Consider the following 20,705-nt stretch of genomic DNA (forward strand, 5'->3'; position numbering starts at 1 on the left):
TGGCGTTTTATGAAAATGGATCATGCTCACGGCGGTGCCTTAGCGGATTGCTTAGCAATAATATGCAATTATCATAATCGCCCCTTCTCTGGCGAGGCGCTTATCGCTGGCCTTCCTCTTGTTGACGATAAGCTCACTCCTTCTGTGCTGTCACGCGCCGCCAAACGTGCTGGCTTTAAGGCGAAGCTCGTACATCGAGACCTTGATGCGGTTAATACCGCTTTACTGCCCGCCATTGTGTTAATGGCAAACAATCAAGCCTGTGTGCTGCTAAGCTTCGATAAGCACAACGAGCAAGTATCTGTGATTTACCCTGAACTTGCAGATACGCCAGTACAACAAAGTATCGGGGAGTTTGAAAAAACCTACAGTGGCGCGGTTATCTACCTTCAGCCTGAATTTGCCTACGATGCCCGCGCGCCTCTGACTAATAAAAATAGCCGCACCGGGTGGTTTTGGCCGATCATCAAAGAATGTCGCTCGCTGTATCGCGATGTGATTATTGCCGCACTATTCATAGGCCTGTTTTCAGTGACCATGCCGCTGTTTGTGATGAACGTATACGACCGCGTTGTTCCAAACCAAGCCGTACACACTTTATGGGTTTTAGGTATTGGCGCCATGTTGGCGCTCAGCGCCGACTTGGTGTTGCGTTTGATGCGCAGTTATTTTCTTGAATTAGCCGCGAGCCGTATCGATGTAAAAGTCTCAGCCACCATTATGGAGCGTGTACTCGGCATGCAACTGAAGAATAAGCCCCAGTCTTCAGGTTCATTTGCCGCAAACCTTCACGCTTTTGAGTCTATCCGTGGGTTCTTTAGCTCTATGACCTTAGTGGCATTAGTCGATTTACCCTTTGTATTAATTTACGCATTAATTATCGCACTGATTGGCTTAGAGTTAATTGTGCCGCTGATCATTGGCGCTACAGTCATTTTGCTGTACGCCCTTGCCAGTCACAATCGTCTTGAGCAGCTAAGTGACAACACCATGAAAGTCAGTGCCATGCGCAATGCCGTGCTGGTTGAAAGCTTAAACAACCTCGATGATATCAAAGCCTTTCATGGAGAATGTAAAGTGCAATCAGCGTGGGAACGAGCGACACTGTATTTAGCGCGTATAAATACCCAAAGCCGTTTGCTCAGTGCCTCAATTACTAATCTGTCTACCTGGATGCAACAAGGGGTCGGCATTGGCCTTATCATTGTTGGTGTGTACTTGGTGATTGACGGCGAATTAACGCAAGGCGGATTGATTGCCGCGTATCTGTTGTCTTCTCGCGCCATGGCCCCAATCTCGCAAACAGCTGCTGTGATGGCACAATATCACCACGCGGCTACGGCTATGGATTCACTTAATGAGATAATGGACAAGCCAGTAGAGCGACCAGAGGGCAAACACTGGGTATCGCACCCAGTTCTTAACGGCCACCTCAAGTTAGATCAAGTTAATTTTAGCTATGATGAAAACGCAGTGCCTATTATACGCAACGTGTCACTGCAAATTAATGTCGGTGAGCATGTGGCCCTGGTCGGTAAAAATGGCTCTGGCAAAAGCACCATTGAGAAGCTTCTTATGGGGTTATATAGCCCTAGTGCAGGCCATATATTAGTTGATGACATTGATATCGGCCAACTCGACCCGGCTGAGCTACGCCACAATATAGGATACGTTCCCCAAGACGTGAGCTTGATGTACGGTACGTTGAGAGACAACATCACGCTTGGTGCGTGGCATGCCGAAGATGAACAAATAATAGCAGCTGCAGAGAAAGCTGGTCTGATGGAGCTTATCAACGCCCATCCTGACGGCCTTGATTTGCAAGTTGGCGAACAAGGAAAGTTACTCTCTGGCGGACAACGCCAAGCCGTTGCTCTGGCTCGGGCCCTTATCAATGACCCTCCGGTGTTACTATTGGACGAGCCCAGTGCCGCCCTAGATCACAGCAGTGAGCAACGGTTAATCCATACCCTAAAACACTACTGCTCCAGCAAAACGCTCGTACTTGTTACCCATCGTTCAGCCCTGTTGGAACTCGTTGATAGAGTTATAGTCATGGATAAGGGTCAAATCATCGCCGATGGAGATAAAGCGACGATCACCTCTCACTTGACGAAAAAATCGGTGAAACACGCATCATGAAAGAGCAAGAACACCCGCCATCCAGTATTGAGCAAGCGAGTTTTGAGCGCTTAGGCCGAGGCATTCAACGCAGCGCCAAAAAGGGGTTATTCAATCGTCTGTTTAATGGCTTCTTCGTGCCTCCCAATCAGCAAGACTGGGTGGCTGATGCGCATTGGCAGCAAATGCAGCAGCAACCACTGGCGGCGCGCGGCCTTCTTTATGCTATCGCCGTGGCGGTTATACTGCTGCTAGTGTGGGCCGCCTACGCACAACTAGATGAAGTGACACGCGGCGAAGGACGAGTGATCCCCTCACAAAAACTGCAAGTTGTGCAATCTTATGACGGAGGCATGGTCGAGCAAATTCTCGTCAAGGAGGGGCAAGTTGTTGAACAAGGGGACCTCCTCGTCAAAGTCGACCCGACTCGGTTTGTCTCCAGCCTGCGTGAAAGCCGCGCCCAATATTTAGGGTTAAGCGCAGAAGTGGCTCGCTTACAAGCGCTCACCGCAAATACTGAACTGGTATTTAGCGATGAACTAAAGCAGCAAGCGCCTAATGCGATTAAGTATGAACAAGCCCAATATCGCAGTAATAAGCAGGAATTGACCCAGCAAATTCGTATTCACCAACGGCAATTAGAACAGCGACGCCAAGACTATAATGAAACAGCCGCAGCCATTGAGCAGTACCGCGCCAGCCTAGCACTAAGCCAACGAGAACTGAGGGTAACACGACCATTACTGCAATCTGGGGCCGTCTCTGAAGTCGACATAATCCGCTTAGAGCGACAGGCTGTGGACTTACAAGGTGAGATAAAGCGCGCCCAAGCGGCATTGAAGCGAACTCAGGCGGCGATTGAAGAAGCGCAAAGTAAAATTGATGAGGTCGAACTGACCATGGTGAACCGCTGGCGCGACCAACTCTCCGACTCGATGCTGCGCCTCGATGCCTTGCGGGAAACACAAACGGGGCTTGCTGATAAGGTTACACAAACAGATATTCGCTCGCCAGTTCGTGGCACTGTGCAACGCCTGTTGGTCAATACTGTGGGTGCGGTGTTACAACCTGGCAGTGACTTGGTGGAGATCATCCCTCTTGATGATCAACTACTTGTGGAAGCCAAAGTCGCGCCACAAGACATTGCCTTTTTACGCCCAGGGCAACCGGCGATGATCAAACTCACAGCCTATGACTTTACTATTTATGGCGGGTTGGAAGCCCAAGTCACTCATATCAGTGCCGATACCGTCACCGATGAGCGTGATAACACCTATTACTTAGTGCAATTAAAAACATCGCGCGGCTCATTGAGCGAGCAACTCACGATTATTCCAGGAATGACAACCCAAGTGGATATTATCACCGGGCAAAAAACGGTATTAGACTATTTATTAAAGCCCATTCTTAAAGCTACTTCTTTGGCGATGACGGAGCGTTAGCCATGGATCTGTTTATAACCGAACAAGGGCTCGTATCTAGCCATTGGCAGCGCCTAAGTGAGCCAATGGAAGTGCTTTATGCACTGCCCGAGCAAATACCCGATGCGCGTATTGCTTGGGTACTCACTGGCATGCCCGATTGGCAACAGATCATTGGCCAATTACATGCTCGTCATATCGCAATTATTTTGATGACTCGAAATCCCTGTGTCAGTGAATTACAACAAGGGTTTAGCTTAGGTGCGCGCGGCTATGTAGAACTGTTCGCCACTACGGCTGTACTTAAACAGGCGCGTGACGCGATTGAAAACAATGCTCTGTGGCTTCCTGGCTGCTTGCTAAGCAATCTTATTGGTGCACTTTCCATCGCCGATAAGGCCTGTTCATCTGCTTCTGCGGATTTGAGTAAGCTGAGCGAGCGTGAATGTGAGGTCGCCAAGCTCGTGGCTCAAGGACAAACCAACAAGGCTATCGCGGCACGACTCTATATTTCTGAGCGCACCGTAAAGCAGCATTTAAGCTCGACATTTGCCAAGCTACAAGTCAAAGACCGACTGCAATTAGCGTTGCATGTCAACGGCGCTGGGTAAGGGCATTAATGCCCTTGCTGAATTTGAATACGGGCACTGACCCCCAACTCTTTGAGTAATTCAACAGCAATGTCTTGAGCCAGCTCCTCCACCACGACCATCATTCCCAAAGGGCGCACTTGCGCACAAATATGCCTCACCAACTGCTGAGTTGCCTCATCATTACTGATGTTGTGCACCAAGGTGTTATCAAGCTTTATAATGTCTAACCCCAACTGCTCTAAGCCATCAACTTGGTTCAGTGCTTGACCTGCATCCGTTAAACCTAATTGGCAACCCACTAATTTTGCCTCTCGGCAGAACTCTTTCACTTGTTCAGCCATGTTGATTAAACATGACTCAGAAAACTCCAAGGTTAGGCGCGATGCTAGCTGCCGCTCACTCGATATTAATGCAAGAATACTGGTATAAGCGATTTCATCTTCTAGAGTCGCTTCACTGAGTTTGATAGCAAGAGGCTGAGCGTAATGCAGCCATAACTTCTCATTGAAAAATGTTTTCACCGTTTTCCAGTCCAGCTGCGCATCCAATTGTTGTTCACTGAGCAGGCGTTGATAGTAGCGTCGCGAATGGACCTTGTTACCCACTTTCAAATATAAACCGACTTCACTTTGTACGCAGCTATCGTCAAAACTCAGTACGTCTGTGAGCTTTAATTCAAACTGCTCTTTTTCAAGCGCTTGCGTTAAGGATTGCCCAGTCGCCGCCGCTACTTGGTGGTGCTCGGTTGCAGCATCGGCGTACATATCTACGCCGGAAGCGGTCGCCATTGCCAACAACCGTTGACCTTGCTGCAAAGCCTCTTCACCGCTTTGCTTTTGTTCAATATAGGTAATACTGTGCCTCAGCTCTATCAGCCCATTATAGGTATCGCTAAATTCACTGCAGCATTGCGTCAGCATCCTTGAGCTATCCTCTGCAGCCATGACCTCATTGAGTCGAAGAGCAAAGTCACAATGACTGATACGCCCAAGTTGCCAGTCATGGAGGTTATCTTGCTGAGTTTCTGCATACCTAATCAGTAACTGCGCCAGCTCTTTCTCCAACCTATAAAACTGTTCCGGGTTTAAGCTCCCCCGCAGTTGCTCATAGTTTGCCAAACGCATTAGTATCAACACTTGCTGATCATGACTAACTTGCTTTAACTCTTGCTCCATACGCGACAGGAAGTACCGACCATTGGCCAGCCCTGTTGTTGTATCGTGCTGGGCTAGGTATTGTGCGCGGGCAATACGCTCGTTCCCTTCGCGTAAAATGCCACCAAAGCGCTCGGCCAGATGATTCATCGCCTCTGTCACCTCAGCTAATTCGGCCGTATTGGGAACTGCAAGCTGCTTAAATTGCTTTTTTGAGAACCCTTGGGCTTGAGCGACTACTCGCTCTAAAGGCTTCAGTACCCAACGTAAAATGAGTGAAGCAGCAATACAGCTCAATAACGCAACAATGGCAAAACCACTGGCTAAATTGAGCACATTGTCCCATAAAGCTTCTAGTGCATATCTTTGCTGACTCTGAATATACAAGGTGCCGTATTGTTGCCAACCATTGCTTATTTGTGCAACGCCGGCGTCGACCTTAAAAGCAAACATCTGTGCAAACCAACTAGGTACTGAGGCATGTTCGTGCTGTGTAAGCGAACGCTCAACCACAACTTCACCCTGTGTATCGACTAATTTAATCTGCTGATAGTGGCCGGTATCAAAGGCTGCTGAGACGAAAAGCTCAACGGTCACTGGGTCTTTATCCATCTGACTGAGCGCAAGCGCTAAGGTTGTGGCATTATCGGCGTTTTTCAAATAAAGCTCTTCGGTGAAGCTAGATTTAACATTGTATCCGCTAATGAGTACGCTGCTGATCAACCCACTCAAAGCAATAACCACAATCACCAGCCACAGTTGTACCACCAGAGATATACGGTGCGCCCCATTGGACGCCGTAGATGCTTGCTTTATCACCACCTAACTCCTTGCTGTTCCATTTTCTTTAAAACCGAATGCCAGCGAGATAATCTCGCCCGAGGGTCGGCCACACTGTGGGTTGACGTTGCAGTCCACAGACCTTCACTGTTAAAGCTGAAAACCGGATATAAATCAGTGCGCTTCTCTGCTGGCAAAATAGCACTTGTCAGCGAGTCGAGAATGATGGGTTGGCTACTGGGTGTCGGGTAATAACCCAACACCATATGCGCTTGAAACTCTTGACTGCGAGGGCCACCTATTTGCGCTTTAACATAGATAAGCCGTAGCTTATTATCAGCGATGCCTAGCATCCTCAATGACGCGTATTTCGCTATGGCGTAGTCTTCACAATCGCCCAGCCCCTGCCCCAGGGTTTCTAATGGCGTTGCCCAATAATCTTGTTGTTTGTAGAGAAGTTGGTCGGTGCGGTAGCGCACTTGCGTGGCAAAAAACTGATTGACCAGTTGCACTTTGCGGGTTTCGGGCTGCGCACTCAAGCTAGCTAGTAATTGCTGCCAGCGCTGCGCCACCAGTAAACGTTGAGTACCGTATTGATTGCGCATAAGCGTTTGAAACAAGTCGCTGTCCATAGTTGCGCCAGCGTGAATGGCACTCATGAGCAATGTCATGGCGAACACTAAACCTAGCCCCAGCCACCGTATTTTATTTATAATTTTCGCACTGCTCACTACGTCCTAAAAGCCTACATAGTTTCTGCGCACCGCTTAGGACGCAATGGGTTTGATTTATTAAAGCATAGCAGTGATTTTCAGTTCTGCAGCACCCGATGTTGGCCGTAAATGCAGTATAAAGAGGTGCTTAGAATAAGTTTGATATTAGCAATTAAAGCAAAAATGCAGGTGTATAAAGGCAAGAAAAGATAAAACCCAAGCGCACAGGCGTACACTTGGGGCAATGTTATATATCAGCAAGCACCTCAGTAGTAAGTGACCTTTTTTACCTTGCGAGGTTTACTCTGAGTAATGTAAAGATCGTGTACTAGCTTCATATCCAGTTCTAATTCAGTCGCATAACTGTCGCCAACAACATAACTGCGTTTAACTCGAGCCCCTCGGATCACCCCTTGAACCCGTGCCTGCAGTACATCATCTCCAGCAATGGCATTGGCAACGGTGGTTTGCCCTTGCATTTGCTGGCCATAAACCTGCTCCGCCAACTCCCGGTAAGCTTCTATCTTTGAAGCTTTCATCGCCATCAGCGATTTTTGCTGGGCGCTTTCACCGGGCTGCGGTGCAATAGGCGCGTAGCCAATCGCACGTAAAATCGGATAATTGTCAGGCTGCTCGATGGCATATTCAACGTGCTTATCAAACACGCTGCTGCAACCGAGCATGCTCCATGTGCTGATCAGCAGTATCATCATTCGTAGCATGTTTTGCTCCACATTGATTGTCTCTAAACCTATGCTCAGTAGTATGCACGATAAATGCCACTATTACAGGGGGAGTTGGTATGTTCTTTGCTGTCTTTGTTGCAAGAACATTTTTAGGTGGGATAACTATGCGATATTTGGCATCTGTGTGCGCACTGATGATTGCACTAATAAGCCCGAGTGTCAGCGCCCAATGGTTGCAAACCACAGGGGTTGCGACTTTAGAGGATGGAGATACTGAAACAGCACGCGCCAGCGCGGTCAGCGACGCTATAAAACAGGCGTTATTATATTCAGGGCTGGAGCTATCCAGTGTGCAGACCTTGACTAACGGCGTGCTCACTCAGGATCACCTTTCTTTGCAAGCACATGGTCAAGTACAACAAATGCAGCTGCTCGAAGAGCAACAAAGTGATGGCATGATCAGTGTCACCATGCAAATTGAAGTGTTAGACAACCCACAGCAATGCCCTGAACAAGACTTTGTTAGCCACTTTGCTCTCACACGCACGGCATTGGACAATCCACAGCAAGCTCGTTATGGTCAAATATTTGACGTGGCCCCAGCTTTTACTAAGCAGCTCTACGCAATTATGAGCCAAACGCAACTAGCAATGCTGCCTATTCCTTATTTTAAAGAAGCGGTGGATGTTAGCCCCTTCTTTACACAGCAATTTCAGTATGATGAAAACGTACTGGAATATATTCGCGACAAAAGTAACAGTCAGTACGTGTTACTTTCGCAAATCACCGATATTTCCACCGGCAAGCAATTAAATAATGATTATGCATTTTGGCAGGACGAAAGCTATAACCGCTATTTTAATGTAGAGTTTGCGTTATTCGATGCCTTGAGCTTTGAAAAAATATGGCAAAAAGCCTATCAAACTCAAGGGCCTTGGCAATTTGAAAAAACCGCTCGTATCGATGTAAACAGTGGCACTTTTTGGCAGAGCCAATACGGACGAGCCATTACTGCGCTCAGTGAAAAAGTGATGTTTGACCTTAACAATGAGCTGCGCTGCCTACCGACCCGTGGCTTAATTCAGCATATTGATGGTGACCAAGTAGTTGTCAACTTAGGTAAAGCCAACGGCTTAATGATGGGCCAGCAACTCACTTTGGCACATAGCAGCAACCTCACCACCTATGCAGGCAAACATTTGCCACGTCAGGTAACTACCTTACATCGTGTAGAAGTGAATCAGCTTTACCAACACAGTGCCATTGCCACTAATATTGGTAAACGGCCACTAGCGAATATTCAACTCAACGACTTAGTGTTACTGAGCCAATAGCCTGGCTCAGCACTTCCTGCGTACCATTTAAAATCAAGATACGTTCAACGTTCGGTTTTAACAATCAAAGTCATCAATTCTTACTGATATACAAATCGACTCGCTTTTGTCACACTGTACCCAACACATCGAAAGGAGATTATCAGTATGACAACATTAAACAACAGCGAAGGCCAACGAATTCCTCAGGTGACATTTGCAGTGCGTAAAGGCGAGCAATGGCAACAACTTACCTCAAACGATATCTTTGCAGGTAAGACGGTCGTGGTTTTCTCATTGCCCGGCGCGTTTACACCGACCTGCTCGTCAACACACTTACCCCGCTACAACGAGCTTGCAGGTGTACTAAAACAAAATGGCGTAGATGACATTGTCTGCGTGTCGGTAAACGATACATTTGTTATGAATGCCTGGGCTGAGCACCAAGAGGCCGACAATATTACCTTACTCCCTGACGGTAACGGCGAGTTCACTGACGGCATGGGCATGCTGGTTGACAAGAACGACCTAGGTTTTGGTAAACGTAGCTGGCGCTACTCCATGCTCGTGAAAGACGGCGTGGTCGAGAAGATGTTTATCGAGCCGCAAAAACCAGGCGACCCTTTTGAGGTATCGGATGCAGATACTATGCTTGATTATATTAACCCCAAACAAAGTAAGCCACAGCCAGTAAGCATTATTACAAAGCCGGGATGCCCGTTTTGTACCAAAGCGAAAACAATGCTTACGCAGCACGGTCTTGCTTTTGAGGAAATTGTGTTGGGTAGTCAAGCGTCGCTTACCAGCTTAAAAGCGATATCCGGTAGAGATACGGTACCGCAAGTATTTATTGGTGGGCAACATATAGGTGGCTCTGATGATTTAGCGAGATACTTCGAATAACCCGCACCAAGTTCTAAAAGGGTTACTATATACGTAGCCCTCTTTTCTAGTAAATAAACACCCAAATCGTGCTTCTAAGAAGTATCACGACAAACAACTTAGCTCGTCATGCAAATGACAGCTTCCTCGCCCATTTCCTAAACAGTACTATTCATTTCTTGCTTTTGGCACTCCGTTCTTTGGTTTGTTTTGGACCAAGCTCGATGTTACCCTAACCGAAACGGACTTAACTAATTGATAAACGGAATTATCGCATGACTCTCCAATTAGCAGACTATGAAATTAATATACGCTCATTTCACCCAGAGAAAACATTCGGTTGGTCAGGCCTCATGTTTGAAGGGGACAATCGTGGATTTTCTCTAAAGCCGAGTGGTGTAAAACCAATAACATCTAGGATTTGGCATAGATTATCTCTTTCTACATCAGAAGGAAAAATACTCACTAACGATACGGTGTCAGACCCATCAAAAGCTCCTTGGGAGAGAGCAAAAAGAGTTTATAGTGGTGAATTGGCACCAAAAGGACGCACTTTTCTTAAAAGCAGAGTTTTTCCCAATAAAAATATTTACCAGTACAGGATGGAAGGTCAATATGGTGGTGTTAACCACGCTATGCCAGGCTCTCCTGAGGTACAAGAAGCTCTAGATTTCTCCTATGTTCCGACCTTAAATGTTAAATACAAAATCGTCGTGGATATTGACAGACAAAACGGTCACATGGACATTGTAACTTATATTACTGGCGATGGTTTTCCAAATTGTGAGGCGTTTATAGTAGGCCCTAGTGGACAAGCCGTTTCATTGGGTGTACACGTTCGAAAAGGAGCAGCACCTGTGAGTTTATCTTTAAATGCTGACTACCCGATGATAGCAAGTGCAATACGATTACCGCTTAATAAAAATGGTAGTTTTAAAGGGACTGTTGGTGATGAACTCTTTAGGCGAACCAATAAACAACCAAAACTAAAGTTCCAAAAAATAACTGATTGGAATTACCGATTTATCTCTATCCCTGCTAACAGCGGCCACTGTATGTTACTCGAAAAAGCGAGTTTAAAATATTGCTTTGATGGTTTACTAAAGTAAAGGAAACTCAATGAAACACTCCCCCAGCACTCACTTTTTTAAAATACTGCTAGTCGGGTTCATGATCGCATGTTTATCTTCCTGTACAGAAGTAAAAAAAAGAGAGCCTGCAATTTACTTGATACCTGAAGGATACGTAGGATCGTTATATATTGTGTTCAACGCACCAAATGGTCAACCACCCAAGTATGAAGGTAACTCGAGGGTGTATCATATCCCGCCGTCGGGTGTGCTTGTGACACAAATGGATGCCAATGAAGGTTGGAGTGAAAGTAGTGAAATTAAGTACTTCTCTTTGAGTAAGTCAGGCAAGCGAACCCCTATAAGTGAATGGTCAGAAAACACGCTAAAAACAGAGCGAACCGTGTATGTCGGTGGCTTAGGGCGCTCGGGTCCAATATACGGCTGCACAGTAATAAATAAAAACTTTACGGTTGGTACAGATGCTGAGCAAAGAAATACCGAAAAGTTACTCACCCTCTATAAAGCTATCAAAGTTAAAAATATTGATAAAAAACTATTTGAAGGTATGTGCTAAGGCTTGCTTATTGTAATTTCTGTGGAGCTCTACACTTTCAAAAGGTAACTCTATGAAGTCTCTAAAAATATTGCTTATAGGTTTAATAGCTGCATTACTGTCAGCCTGCACAGAAGTACAAAAAAGTGAGCCCACAATTTACCTGATACCAGAAGGATACGTAGGATCTTTATATATTGTATTCAACGCACCAAATGGTCAACCACCCAAGTATGAAGGTCACTCGAGGGTGTATCATATCCCCCCATCAGGTGTGCTTGTGACACAAATGGATGCCAATGAAGGTTGGAGTGAAAGTAGTGAAATTAAGTACTTCTCTGTAAGTAAGTCAGGCAAGCGAACCCCTATAAGTGAATGGTCAGAAAATACGCCAAAAACAGAACGAACCGTGTATGTCGGTGGCTTAGGGCGTTCGGGTCCAATATACGGCTGCACAGTAATAAATAAAAACTTTACGGTTGGTACAGATGCTGAGCAAAGAAATACCGAAAAGTTACTCACCCTCTATGAAGCTATCAAAGTTAAAAATATTGATAAAAAGCTATTTGAAGGTATGTGTTAAGGCTTGTTCATTACAATTTCTTTGGAGTTCTATACTTAAAAAAGGTAACTCTATGAGGTTTCAAAATATATTGCTTATAGGTTTTATAGTAACCGCATTAATGTCAGCCTGTACAGAAGCAAAAAAAAGTGAGCCTGAAATTATCCTTATACCTGATGGTTTTACTGGAAAATTACACATCGTATTTAATGCCCCTAATGGCAAGCCGCCACAATACGAAGGTGATTCTCGGGTGTACGATATTCCTCCATCAGGTGTACTTGTGACACAAATGGACGCCAATGAGGGCTGGATAGAAAGTGATAAAATTAAGTTTTTCTCAGTAAGCAATACCGGTACTAGAACACCTATTATTGAAGTTTCAGAAAGTACACCCGAGTCAGTAAGAGCCGTATATAATGGAAGTATAGGCCAAGCTGGCCCTGTCTTTGGTTGCACCATAATGACTCAAGAATATATTGTTGGCACCAAATCACAGAGAACCAACTTAAATAAGTTACTAACGATTTTTGAAGCTATCAAAGTTAAAAATATTGATAAAAAGCTATTTGAAGGTATGTGTTAAGGCTTTCTAATCTTAACCTCTACGGACTTGTATGATATTAAAAGTTAACTTAATACAGCTTTTCTTTAAAACTTACTTTTTAAAAGCATTGCTAGTCGGTTTCATTACTGCATTACTACCGGCCTGTACAGAAGTAAAAGAAAGTGAGCCCACAATTTACCTGATACCTGAAGGATACGTAGGATCCTTATATATTGTGTTCAACGCACCAAATGGTCAACCACCCAAGTATGAAGGTAATTCGAGGGTATATCATATCCCTCCGTCAGGCGTGCTTGTGACACAAATGGATGCCAATGAAGGTTGGATAGCAAGTGATAAAATTCAGTTTTTCTCTGTAAGTATTAATGGCAATAGAAAACCAATTAGTGAGGTATCTAAAAGTACACCTGATAACAAAAGAGCTGTGTACTTTGCAGGTTTAGGTTACTCTGGCCCTGTCTACGGGTGTAAGGTATTGAACCAAAACTTTATTGTTGGTGTAAAAGAAGAGCGAATTAATGAAGATATACTTTTAACCATACATGAAGCCGTCAAGCTTAAAAATATTGATAAGAAACTATTTGAAGGTACTTGTTAGGTCTCGCTTACTGTAATTTCAGTGGAACCCTATAATTTAAAAAGGTAACTCAATGAAGCTTTTCACTAAAAGTTTCTTTTTAAAAACATGGCTTTCTTGGTTAATGATCACATTTTTATCCTCTTGCTTAGAAGTCAAAAAAAGAGAGCCTGCAATTTATCTAATACCAGAAGGGTACGTCGGCGCTTTATATATTGTGTTCAACGCACCAAATGGTCAACCACCCATGTATGAAGGTAACTCGAGGGTGTATCATATCCCCCCGTCAGGTGTGCTTGTGACACAAATGGATGCCAATGAAGGTTGGAGTGAAAGTAGTGAAATTAAGTACTTCTCTGTGAGTCAATCAGGTAAACGAGTTCCCATTAGCACTGTTTCCGAGGATACCCCTGATAATAAAAGAGCATTATATTCTGGTGGCTTGGGTGAAGCAGGCCCCATCTTTGGATGTACTGTGATCAATAAAAAATTTACTATCGGCATGAAATCAGAAAGAACCGACTCAAATAAGTTACTAACGATTTTTGAAGCTATCAAAGTTAAAAACATTGATAAAAAGCTATTTGAAGGTATGTGCTAACACTTATCTACCGAAACATTTCAAAATTAAACATTCAAGTCTAGGACATGGTTTCAGTAAGCTGAAAGAATACTCCTTGGTGGGCTTAAAGGTAATTAATGATTTGGCAGCCCCTGCAGGAATCGAACCTGCAACTACCCCTTAGGAGGGGGTTGTTATATCCATTTAACTAAGAGGCCACTGGCCTCTATTATCAAATAACTTCACCTTAAATAGCAATAGCTTAAAGCACAAACGCTGAGCTATTAACCATGCGGCAATAGGTCGTCTAAGACGAAGTAAGGAATAAACTGGCGGGCGCTGGCTTTAATGACTTGATCCTGACTACTGATCACTCGCGCATTAATCACCACTCCATTGGGGCGGTACACCAGTGTACCGGTGAGAACATGGTCTACACCCACCGACTCAGCCAACTCGCTGGCATGACGAGAAAGGGCAAAGTCACCGGATGGTTGAACAGAAATAGCGCGTTTAAGCTTGTGCTCGACCGTTGCAAATCCAAATTGTTGCAGGTCTGTCATCAGCCCTTCGGCTAACTGGTTACCAAGGGCGCCAGCGTTATCAAGGCGATGATCAAAGTCAACGAAACTGGTCACTGCAATATGGCTGACATGTTGTGTCGCCATGGTATCACTGAGTTTCAATGCCAATTGTTGAGTGTAATCCCCTAGGTGTTTGTGGTGAGCATTGTTAAACCCTCTATCAACACTGATATACAGAGGGTTTATCTCGACCTTGCTTGGCTCACTTTGAGCCCATGCAGCCATGGCCATGGTTGTTACCATGGCGCCAACAAGAAAACGCTTTATCATTGTTTTTACCCACTTAAGCCATATAGTCGGTTATCGGCGCCAGGGCTAAAAACTTTATAACTAATTCGCTTGGCTGAGCTCCACACCATTATAACTGGCGTTGCTCAGTAACGCGTTTACTACATCGTTGGGGATCAAACCTTGAGAGCTGGCAATGACCATTTTCGAATTGACGCTAACAATCCGCGCATTCACTAAGACTCCGCCTTGGTGTTTCACCAGCGTGCCCGCTAACACTAAGCGCATTGGGTGATCTTGCTGCAACTCTAAAAAGTCACGGCTATAAGCGAAATCACCTTCAGGGGTTACACGAATGTAATCGGTGGTCTTGTAATCCACTACAGGCACCCCAAATTCATGCAACTCATGCATAAAGCTCTCTGCCAATTGGTTGCCCAATAATGTGCCCTGCTGGTAGTCGGTATCTAAGTAGACGAAGCTTGATACTGCCATAACCTGATTTTGTGCGCTGGCGTCAATGTTACTCATCATATCTTGCATCAATCCGCGCACATAATGGTTAATGTTTTTCACAGAATGTTTCGCGTAACTTTGGCGGCTAGAATGTACTTTAAGAGGATTGTTAAGGCCTTGATACTGAGCTGTATTACCAGCCACGGATTGCTCTGGGGCACCAATCACTTTGACCTGCTGATGGGCACTTTCATACTCTTCAATTGCCTGGCGCTTTACTTCATCTTCATGCGCGGTCCATTGATTCATACTGGCACAACCAGCTACAGCTAAAGTCAGCGATAAAAGCCCTGAAATTGCGGGAGTGTTCATAGTCTTTCCTCGTTAATAAGCGCGGCGCTCAATATGGCCATTTTGCATATGTACTTTATCGGCACTAGTTAACACATTATTAGGTAAATAGTCCGTCGCCGCCGCGACCACCTCATTATTACTGATGTTAATCATGCGCACATTGACTACATAAGCATCTTGCTGTGGGGTCATAGTCCCGGTAACAAAAAAGTCGATACCGTGACGGGCTGCTAACTGCCCTACCTCGCGGCTCAACATAACATCTCCGCCGTCACGCAAAGCAATGCTATTACGGGTTCGATATTCAACCACAGAGAAACCCATTTGATTGTAGAGGGTGATAAAACTCTCTTGAAGTTGCAGCGCTATCTGGTGTTGCTGAGGTGTCATTTGCTTGAGCGTTAAAGACTGGGGCGGCAAAAAGGTGCCGACTGCGACTTTGGCACCCGGAGCAATGCTTTGCAGCGCCGTTGTCATATTATTGGCAAGACGGACACTATATTGGTGAATAGTATTTTCTTGTACAGGTCGGTATTCACCGACGCGGGGCACAATTTCTATGCGTTGTGAAGGCGCACAAGCCGTCACCAGCGCCGCTAGCAAAATCGTGATTAAGAGTCGCATGACACCCTCATCGAAACACATTTATGAATATTACTTAATGTGCCTGCAATAAAGGTGCCAGCAATAACCTGAGGCTAGATTAAATAGCAACAGGCGCCTTGATATGAGGATGGCACTGGTAATCCACCAGCTCAAAGTCATCAAAGCTAAAAGAAAAGATATCTTTCACTTCAGGGTTAATCTTCATGGTCGGTTTGGCAAACGGTTCACGCCCAAGCTGTTCATCCACCTGCTGTAAGTGGTTCAAGTACAAGTGCGCATCGCCAAAGGTATGGACAAAGTCGCCTAATTCTAAATCGCATACTTGCGCTATCATCATGGTCAGTAATGCATAGCTGGCAATATTAAACGGCACACCTAAGAAAATATCTGCACTACGTTGGTATAGCTGACAACTCAGCTTGCCATCAAGCACATAGAATTGGAATAGCGTGTGGCACGGCGGCAGTGCTTGCTTGCCCTTAGCGGCATTTTCGCTAGGGCTAAACTGAGTGTCTGGCAACAATGCTGGATTCCAGGCACTCACAATTAACCGTCGTGAATCTGGATTAGTTTTAATTTGCTCAACCACGTCCTTGATCTGATCAATCACTTCACCATTAGGGCCTTCCCAGCTGCGCCATTGTTTGCCATACACTGGGCCCAGCTCACCCTCTGCCGTGGCCCAACCATCCCAAATGCGCACGCCATTATCGTTAAGATAACCAATATTGGTATCGCCCTTAAGGAACCACAACAACTCGTGGATAATCGAGCGCAAATGACACTTCTTGGTGGTCACCAAGGGAAACCCTTCTTGCAAATTAAAGCGCATTTGATAGCCGAATACACTCAGGGTGCCGGTACCGGTCCGGTCTTCTTTTTTGGTGCCATGCTCTTTCACATGGCGCATTAAATCTAAATATTGCTTCATAGTATTAGCTTGGTTGTTGTGAGCCGTGTTTCTCTGCGCTGTTGTTATGCTGGTATGCCCAATACATCAGCCCAGCACCCACGATAATCATCGGCAAAGATAAAATTTGCCCCATGGAAATAAAGTCTGCAAACAGGCCTAAATGAGCGTCAGGTTCACGGAAGTACTCAATGGCAAAACGGAATACCCCGTAACCGAGTAAAAACAATCCGGCGACACTGCCTGCTGGGCGTGGCTTGCGTATAAACCACTGCAAAATAAGAAACAGCACGAGGCCTTCAAAAAATGCCTCGTATAATTGTGAAGGGTGTCTTGGCTCAGGCCCGCCAGTAGGGAATACCATAGCCCAAGGCACATCAGATGCGCGCCCCCAAAGCTCGCCATTGATAAAGTTACCAATGCGCCCGGCCAGTAGTCCTAACGGCACCAAAGGCACCACAAAGTCGCCCACCGCCAAGATAGACTTACCTTTGGCTTTAGCGAACCACACAATGGCGGCAATCACGCCGAGGGTGCCTCCGTGAAAGGACATTCCGCCTTGGTCAATACGCAGTAAATACAATGGATTTTCGAGGAAATAGCTAAACTGATAAAACAGCACGTAGCCCACACGTCCGCCGAGGATGACACCGAGCATGCCGTAAAACAGCAGATCGCTTACCTGCTCTTTGCTCCACCCTGAGCCAGGTTTTGCTGCTTGTCGGTTTGCCAGCCACAGAGCGAAAGCAAAGCCAATTAAATACATCAAGCCATACCAACGTACAGCCACCGGACCCACTTCAAAAATAATGGGGTCGATTTGCGGAAACTCTAAAGCCATAAATTCCAATGCCTAACTAAACACCATTCGCAAGGCGATCACCACCAATAGCACGGCGAAGATTTTCTTAATTTGCGATACTGGTAAAAAATGCGTTGCTCGCGCGCCAAAAGGAGCAGTGAACCAGGAGGTGACAACAATCCCCGCTAAAGCAGGTAAATACACAAAGCCCAAGAAGCCATCGCTTAAACTCTTCACTTGCCACCCGGAGGCAATGTAACCCAAGCAGCCAAACAGCGCAATGGCTATGCCACTGACTGCGGCGCAGCCAATGGCCTTTTTCATATCCACAGAAAAATAATTTAAAAGCGGCACCACAAGCGCGCCGCCGCCGATACCGATTAACCCGGATATGGCCCCAAGTACCGAGGTACTAGCAGCAACCACAGGACCTTTAGGCATGGCCCGAGTCTTCATTACTCTGCGCGTAGAGACAATCATACGCATCGCAATGAACATCACACAGACAGCAAATATGGTTTTCAATCCCTGTTGGGGTATATAACTTGCCATAAAGCCGCTTATCAGGGCGCCCAGTGAAACACCCACAAGCACCCAAGGTGCGACTTGCCAGGGGACATTTTGGTTACGATGATGCGCCAAAGCAGAAGAGGTGGAGGTGAATAAAATCGAAGCCAAGGAGGTAGCAATGGCAATCACTAACACGTGCTCAACATCCGTGACATGAAAGTGCACCAATAACGCCGAAAGCGCCGGGACAATAAGTAAGCCGCCTCCTATTCCCAGTAATCCAGCTAAAAAGCCTACTACGCTGCCAAGCACTGTGCATAGCAAAAATAGCCATATCAGGTCAGCCATACCGCCCTTCTTATAAACTTTTCTTATAGCGCTAATATATCAGGTTATAAAGGCAATTTCACGACCACTTATTGATCACTCTTTTTGCGTATAAAGAAGCGCGCCAAGGTGGTTTTCGAGCATAAATTCACGCACCAAGCGGTGCACTTTCTTTGCACTGGAAGCAGCCAAACATTGATGCAATAGCACCTCACAGGCGGCCAAGCCGACACGGCGGATCACCCACTTCACTTTGTGTAACGAGCTGAAGTTCATACTTAGGCTGTCAAATCCCATAGCAATAAGGAGCACCGCGCCTTCGGGCTCGCCGGCAAGTTCACCACATAGGCTAAAGGGAAAGTTGGCGTTTTGGCATTGCTGGGCAATACCGTTTAAGGCTCGTAAAACTGCAGGATGATAAGGATCAAAAAGCCCAGCCACTCTGGAATTAGCTCTATCCACAGCTAACAGATACTGAGTTAAATCGTTGCTGCCCACCGAACAAAAATCAACTTTGGCCGCCAACTCCTTGATTAAATACATACTCGAGGGCACCTCAATCATCACTCCCACTAGCGGCTTATCAATATAGCTGAATTGATCCGGTGCATCTTGTTGCAACTCATAATAAGCGCGTTCCATCAGCGCAGACGCGTCATCGACCTCCCCGATATCACTTATCATCGGCAACATAATACGTAGATTACCTAAGCCAGTATTGGCCTTGATCATGGCTTTCAGTTGATCGAGGAAAAGCTCCGGATGATCTAAACTTACGCGAATACCGCGCCACCCTAAGAACGGGTTTTCCTCGTCAATATCGAAATAATCCAGCGCCTTATCGCCGCCAATATCCAATGTACGCATAGTAACTGGTGCAGGGTGGTAGCTGCTGAGTACTTGGCGGTACCACACCTCTTGCTCATGCTGAGACGGAAACGTTCCCTTTTGCATAAACCATGACTCGGTGCGGTACAGCCCAACACCATCGCAATATCGGGCACTATTGAGCTCACTGCCTAAATCCAAGCCAGCGTTAAGCAGTAAGTCGATGCTTTTACCATCTGCGGTTTTCGCCTCAAGATGGTGCTCAGACTCAAACTGGTCATGTAATTTAGCGTCGTGATGCTGTACTTGCGCGTACTCTTGTTTAAGAGCCTCGCTAGGACATAAGTAGACGCGCCCCGCATAAGCATCAACAATCAATTCCTTTTGGTCAAACTGCAATAGAGGAATATCATTGATGCCCCACACGGTGGGAATGTTCATCGCCTTGGTAAGAATAGAGGCATGGGAGTTGGCCGCACCATGGACGCTGACCACCCCTTTGAGTTTTTCTTTGGGAACCTGAGCTAGCATGGCTGGGGTTAACGTGTGCGCCACCAAAATTGTATCGTCTGGATACACCTTGGTGGCCTTCTCGGTATTTAATAGGTGGTGCAGAACCCGTAAACCAATGTCTTTAACATCAACGGCGCGCTCCTTTATATAAGGGTCTTGCATGGCATTAAATTGCTGCACTAGACGCTCAATAACCCGCTTCAAGGCACTTTTGGCGCACCAACCGTCGGCTATTTCTAATTCAACATCGCGTCCTAGGCTCTTCGCATCAAGAAGCTGTAAATACACTTCAAAGACGGCCACAGCCTCATCGGGAAGGTGCCCTTGCATCGACGCTGCCAGGGTGCTGAACTCCTTATGAGTGGCGGCTACCGCCTGGAAAAATAGCTGCTTTTGTTTGAGTTTGTTAGGCTCTTTGCGCATTTCAACCGACGAAAAGTCAACCTTAGGCAACACCACATAGGCCTGCCCTGAAGCGATACCCGGCGATCCGGATATGCCTTTAAGAGTTGTGGAGCGCTGGCTTTGCCCATCTTGGTTGAGCAAGGTTTGCAGTTGTGCGTCGGCCAACTGAGGCGCTAGCTGGGCGGAAAGAGTAATTAAAAATGACTCTTCATCTTCACTGAATACACGCGCCGCCTGCTGCTGCACGACAATAACACCGAGCACGCGGCGTTGATGCACAATAGGTACAGAGAGAAAAGCATTGTACTGATCTTCTTGCACTAAATCGGAGGTGACAAAGCGCGGGTGCGATTTGGCATAAGCCAAATTAATAGGTTCTTCACGCTGCGCCACTAAGCCCACCAAGCCTTCAGTAAAGCCGACTCGAAACTGACCCACAGCACCAGGATTGAGGCCATCAGTGGCCATTAAAACGAAGTTATCTTTACTGTAATCAGCGAAGTAAATTGAGCAACACTCGGTGCGCATCGCTTTTTTTACTTGCGATACAAATACCACCAATGCGCTTTCCAAACTCGGTTGCTGAGCAACTTGCTCGACGATGGTGCGCATGGTGGCTAACAT

At 46.1% G+C, this 20,705-nt stretch carries 21 protein-coding genes and 1 tRNA gene; 11 read left to right on the plus strand and 11 right to left on the minus strand.

The window, feature by feature from the left end; translation table 11 throughout:
- Nucleotides 1–9 precede the first annotated feature (9 nt).
- Genes EXT46_RS03015 through EXT46_RS03025 form a run of 3 tightly spaced genes read left to right on the plus strand, consistent with a single transcriptional unit; the run spans nucleotide 10 to nucleotide 4,153 of the window.
- Nucleotides 10–2,142 (plus strand): type I secretion system permease/ATPase, encoded by a 2,133-nt coding sequence (locus EXT46_RS03015; RefSeq protein WP_130145130.1) that lies wholly within the window; start codon nucleotides 10–12, stop codon nucleotides 2,140–2,142.
- Entirely contained in the window at nucleotides 2,139–3,563 is a 1,425-nt protein-coding gene (locus tag EXT46_RS03020) for an HlyD family type I secretion periplasmic adaptor subunit (protein WP_130145132.1), read from the plus strand. Before EXT46_RS03015 ends, EXT46_RS03020 begins: the two co-directional genes overlap by 4 nt.
- 2 nt (nucleotides 3,564–3,565) lie before the next feature.
- Entirely contained in the window at nucleotides 3,566–4,153 is a 588-nt protein-coding gene (locus EXT46_RS03025; RefSeq protein ID WP_130145134.1) for a response regulator transcription factor, read from the plus strand.
- A 5-nt stretch (nucleotides 4,154–4,158) separates the two neighbouring features.
- On the opposite strand, the gene EXT46_RS03030 is transcribed toward EXT46_RS03025, so the two are convergent.
- From EXT46_RS03030 to EXT46_RS03040, 3 genes are all read right to left on the minus strand, one after another.
- Nucleotides 4,159–6,108: a LapD/MoxY N-terminal periplasmic domain-containing protein gene (locus EXT46_RS03030; RefSeq protein WP_165381045.1), complete on the minus strand. Its 1,950-nt coding sequence runs from the start codon at nucleotides 6,106–6,108 to the stop codon at nucleotides 4,159–4,161.
- A complete protein-coding gene (locus EXT46_RS03035; protein WP_053910756.1) occupies nucleotides 6,105–6,740 on the minus strand; it encodes a transglutaminase-like cysteine peptidase in 636 nt (211 codons plus the stop codon). Before EXT46_RS03035 ends, EXT46_RS03030 begins: the two co-directional genes overlap by 4 nt.
- A 308-nt stretch (nucleotides 6,741–7,048) precedes the next feature.
- Nucleotides 7,049–7,504: an LPP20 family lipoprotein gene (locus EXT46_RS03040; protein WP_026110991.1), complete on the minus strand. Its 456-nt coding sequence runs from the start codon at nucleotides 7,502–7,504 to the stop codon at nucleotides 7,049–7,051.
- 128 nt (nucleotides 7,505–7,632) lie between these two features.
- Between EXT46_RS03040 and EXT46_RS03045 the strand changes: the two genes are divergently transcribed.
- The 8 genes from EXT46_RS03045 (at nucleotide 7,633) to EXT46_RS03080 (ending at nucleotide 13,597) form a co-directional block, all read left to right on the plus strand.
- Complete coding sequence (locus EXT46_RS03045; protein WP_165381046.1) at nucleotides 7,633–8,802, plus strand: flagellar assembly protein T N-terminal domain-containing protein; 1,170 nt, start codon at nucleotides 7,633–7,635, stop codon at nucleotides 8,800–8,802.
- A gap of 147 nt (nucleotides 8,803–8,949) precedes the next feature.
- Nucleotides 8,950–9,684, plus strand: a complete 735-nt coding sequence (locus tag EXT46_RS03050; protein ID WP_130145140.1) for a glutathione peroxidase — start codon at nucleotides 8,950–8,952, stop codon at nucleotides 9,682–9,684.
- Between the two features lie 254 nt (nucleotides 9,685–9,938).
- Nucleotides 9,939–10,772, plus strand: coding sequence for a hypothetical protein (locus EXT46_RS03055; RefSeq protein ID WP_130145142.1), 834 nt, complete (start codon nucleotides 9,939–9,941; stop codon nucleotides 10,770–10,772).
- A 10-nt stretch (nucleotides 10,773–10,782) separates the two neighbouring features.
- On the plus strand, nucleotides 10,783–11,310 hold the full coding sequence (locus EXT46_RS03060) for a hypothetical protein (RefSeq protein WP_130145144.1): 528 nt from the start codon (nucleotides 10,783–10,785) through the stop codon (nucleotides 11,308–11,310).
- A gap of 52 nt (nucleotides 11,311–11,362) precedes the next feature.
- Entirely contained in the window at nucleotides 11,363–11,872 is a 510-nt protein-coding gene (locus EXT46_RS03065; RefSeq protein WP_130145146.1) for a hypothetical protein, read from the plus strand.
- A 52-nt stretch (nucleotides 11,873–11,924) separates the two neighbouring features.
- A complete protein-coding gene (locus EXT46_RS03070) occupies nucleotides 11,925–12,437 on the plus strand; it encodes a hypothetical protein (protein ID WP_130145148.1) in 513 nt (170 codons plus the stop codon).
- A gap of 31 nt (nucleotides 12,438–12,468) precedes the next feature.
- Nucleotides 12,469–13,017 (plus strand): hypothetical protein, encoded by a 549-nt coding sequence (locus EXT46_RS03075; protein ID WP_130145150.1) that lies wholly within the window; start codon nucleotides 12,469–12,471, stop codon nucleotides 13,015–13,017.
- 52 nt (nucleotides 13,018–13,069) lie between these two features.
- A complete protein-coding gene (locus EXT46_RS03080; protein ID WP_130145152.1) occupies nucleotides 13,070–13,597 on the plus strand; it encodes a hypothetical protein in 528 nt (175 codons plus the stop codon).
- Between the two features lie 104 nt (nucleotides 13,598–13,701).
- On the opposite strand, the gene EXT46_RS03085 is transcribed toward EXT46_RS03080, so the two are convergent.
- From EXT46_RS03085 to ptsP, 8 genes are all read right to left on the minus strand, one after another.
- Nucleotides 13,702–13,776 (minus strand) — tRNA-Arg (locus EXT46_RS03085).
- A gap of 66 nt (nucleotides 13,777–13,842) precedes the next feature.
- Entirely contained in the window at nucleotides 13,843–14,412 is a 570-nt protein-coding gene (locus tag EXT46_RS03090) for a FlgO family outer membrane protein (RefSeq protein ID WP_022944077.1), read from the minus strand.
- A gap of 60 nt (nucleotides 14,413–14,472) precedes the next feature.
- A complete protein-coding gene (locus EXT46_RS03095) occupies nucleotides 14,473–15,198 on the minus strand; it encodes a FlgO family outer membrane protein (RefSeq protein ID WP_022944078.1) in 726 nt (241 codons plus the stop codon).
- 12 nt (nucleotides 15,199–15,210) lie between these two features.
- On the minus strand, nucleotides 15,211–15,804 hold the full coding sequence (locus EXT46_RS03100; RefSeq protein ID WP_130145154.1) for a FlgO family outer membrane protein: 594 nt from the start codon (nucleotides 15,802–15,804) through the stop codon (nucleotides 15,211–15,213).
- A 79-nt stretch (nucleotides 15,805–15,883) separates the two neighbouring features.
- Nucleotides 15,884–16,717, minus strand: coding sequence for a thymidylate synthase (locus tag EXT46_RS03105; protein ID WP_022944080.1), 834 nt, complete (start codon nucleotides 16,715–16,717; stop codon nucleotides 15,884–15,886).
- Nucleotides 16,718–16,721: 4 nt separating this feature from the next.
- Nucleotides 16,722–17,537: a prolipoprotein diacylglyceryl transferase gene (lgt, locus tag EXT46_RS03110; RefSeq protein ID WP_130145156.1), complete on the minus strand. Its 816-nt coding sequence runs from the start codon at nucleotides 17,535–17,537 to the stop codon at nucleotides 16,722–16,724.
- A gap of 12 nt (nucleotides 17,538–17,549) precedes the next feature.
- Complete coding sequence (locus EXT46_RS03115) at nucleotides 17,550–18,356, minus strand: sulfite exporter TauE/SafE family protein (RefSeq protein WP_022944082.1); 807 nt, start codon at nucleotides 18,354–18,356, stop codon at nucleotides 17,550–17,552.
- 75 nt (nucleotides 18,357–18,431) lie between these two features.
- The gene (ptsP, locus tag EXT46_RS03120; protein WP_130145158.1) at nucleotides 18,432–20,705 is read right to left on the minus strand and encodes a phosphoenolpyruvate--protein phosphotransferase; all 2,274 of its coding nucleotides are present in this window, start codon (nucleotides 20,703–20,705) and stop codon (nucleotides 18,432–18,434) included.

Source organism: Pseudoalteromonas sp. CO325X (genome assembly GCF_004208955.1).
Classification (GTDB): Bacteria; Pseudomonadota; Gammaproteobacteria; order Enterobacterales; family Alteromonadaceae; genus Pseudoalteromonas; species Pseudoalteromonas ruthenica.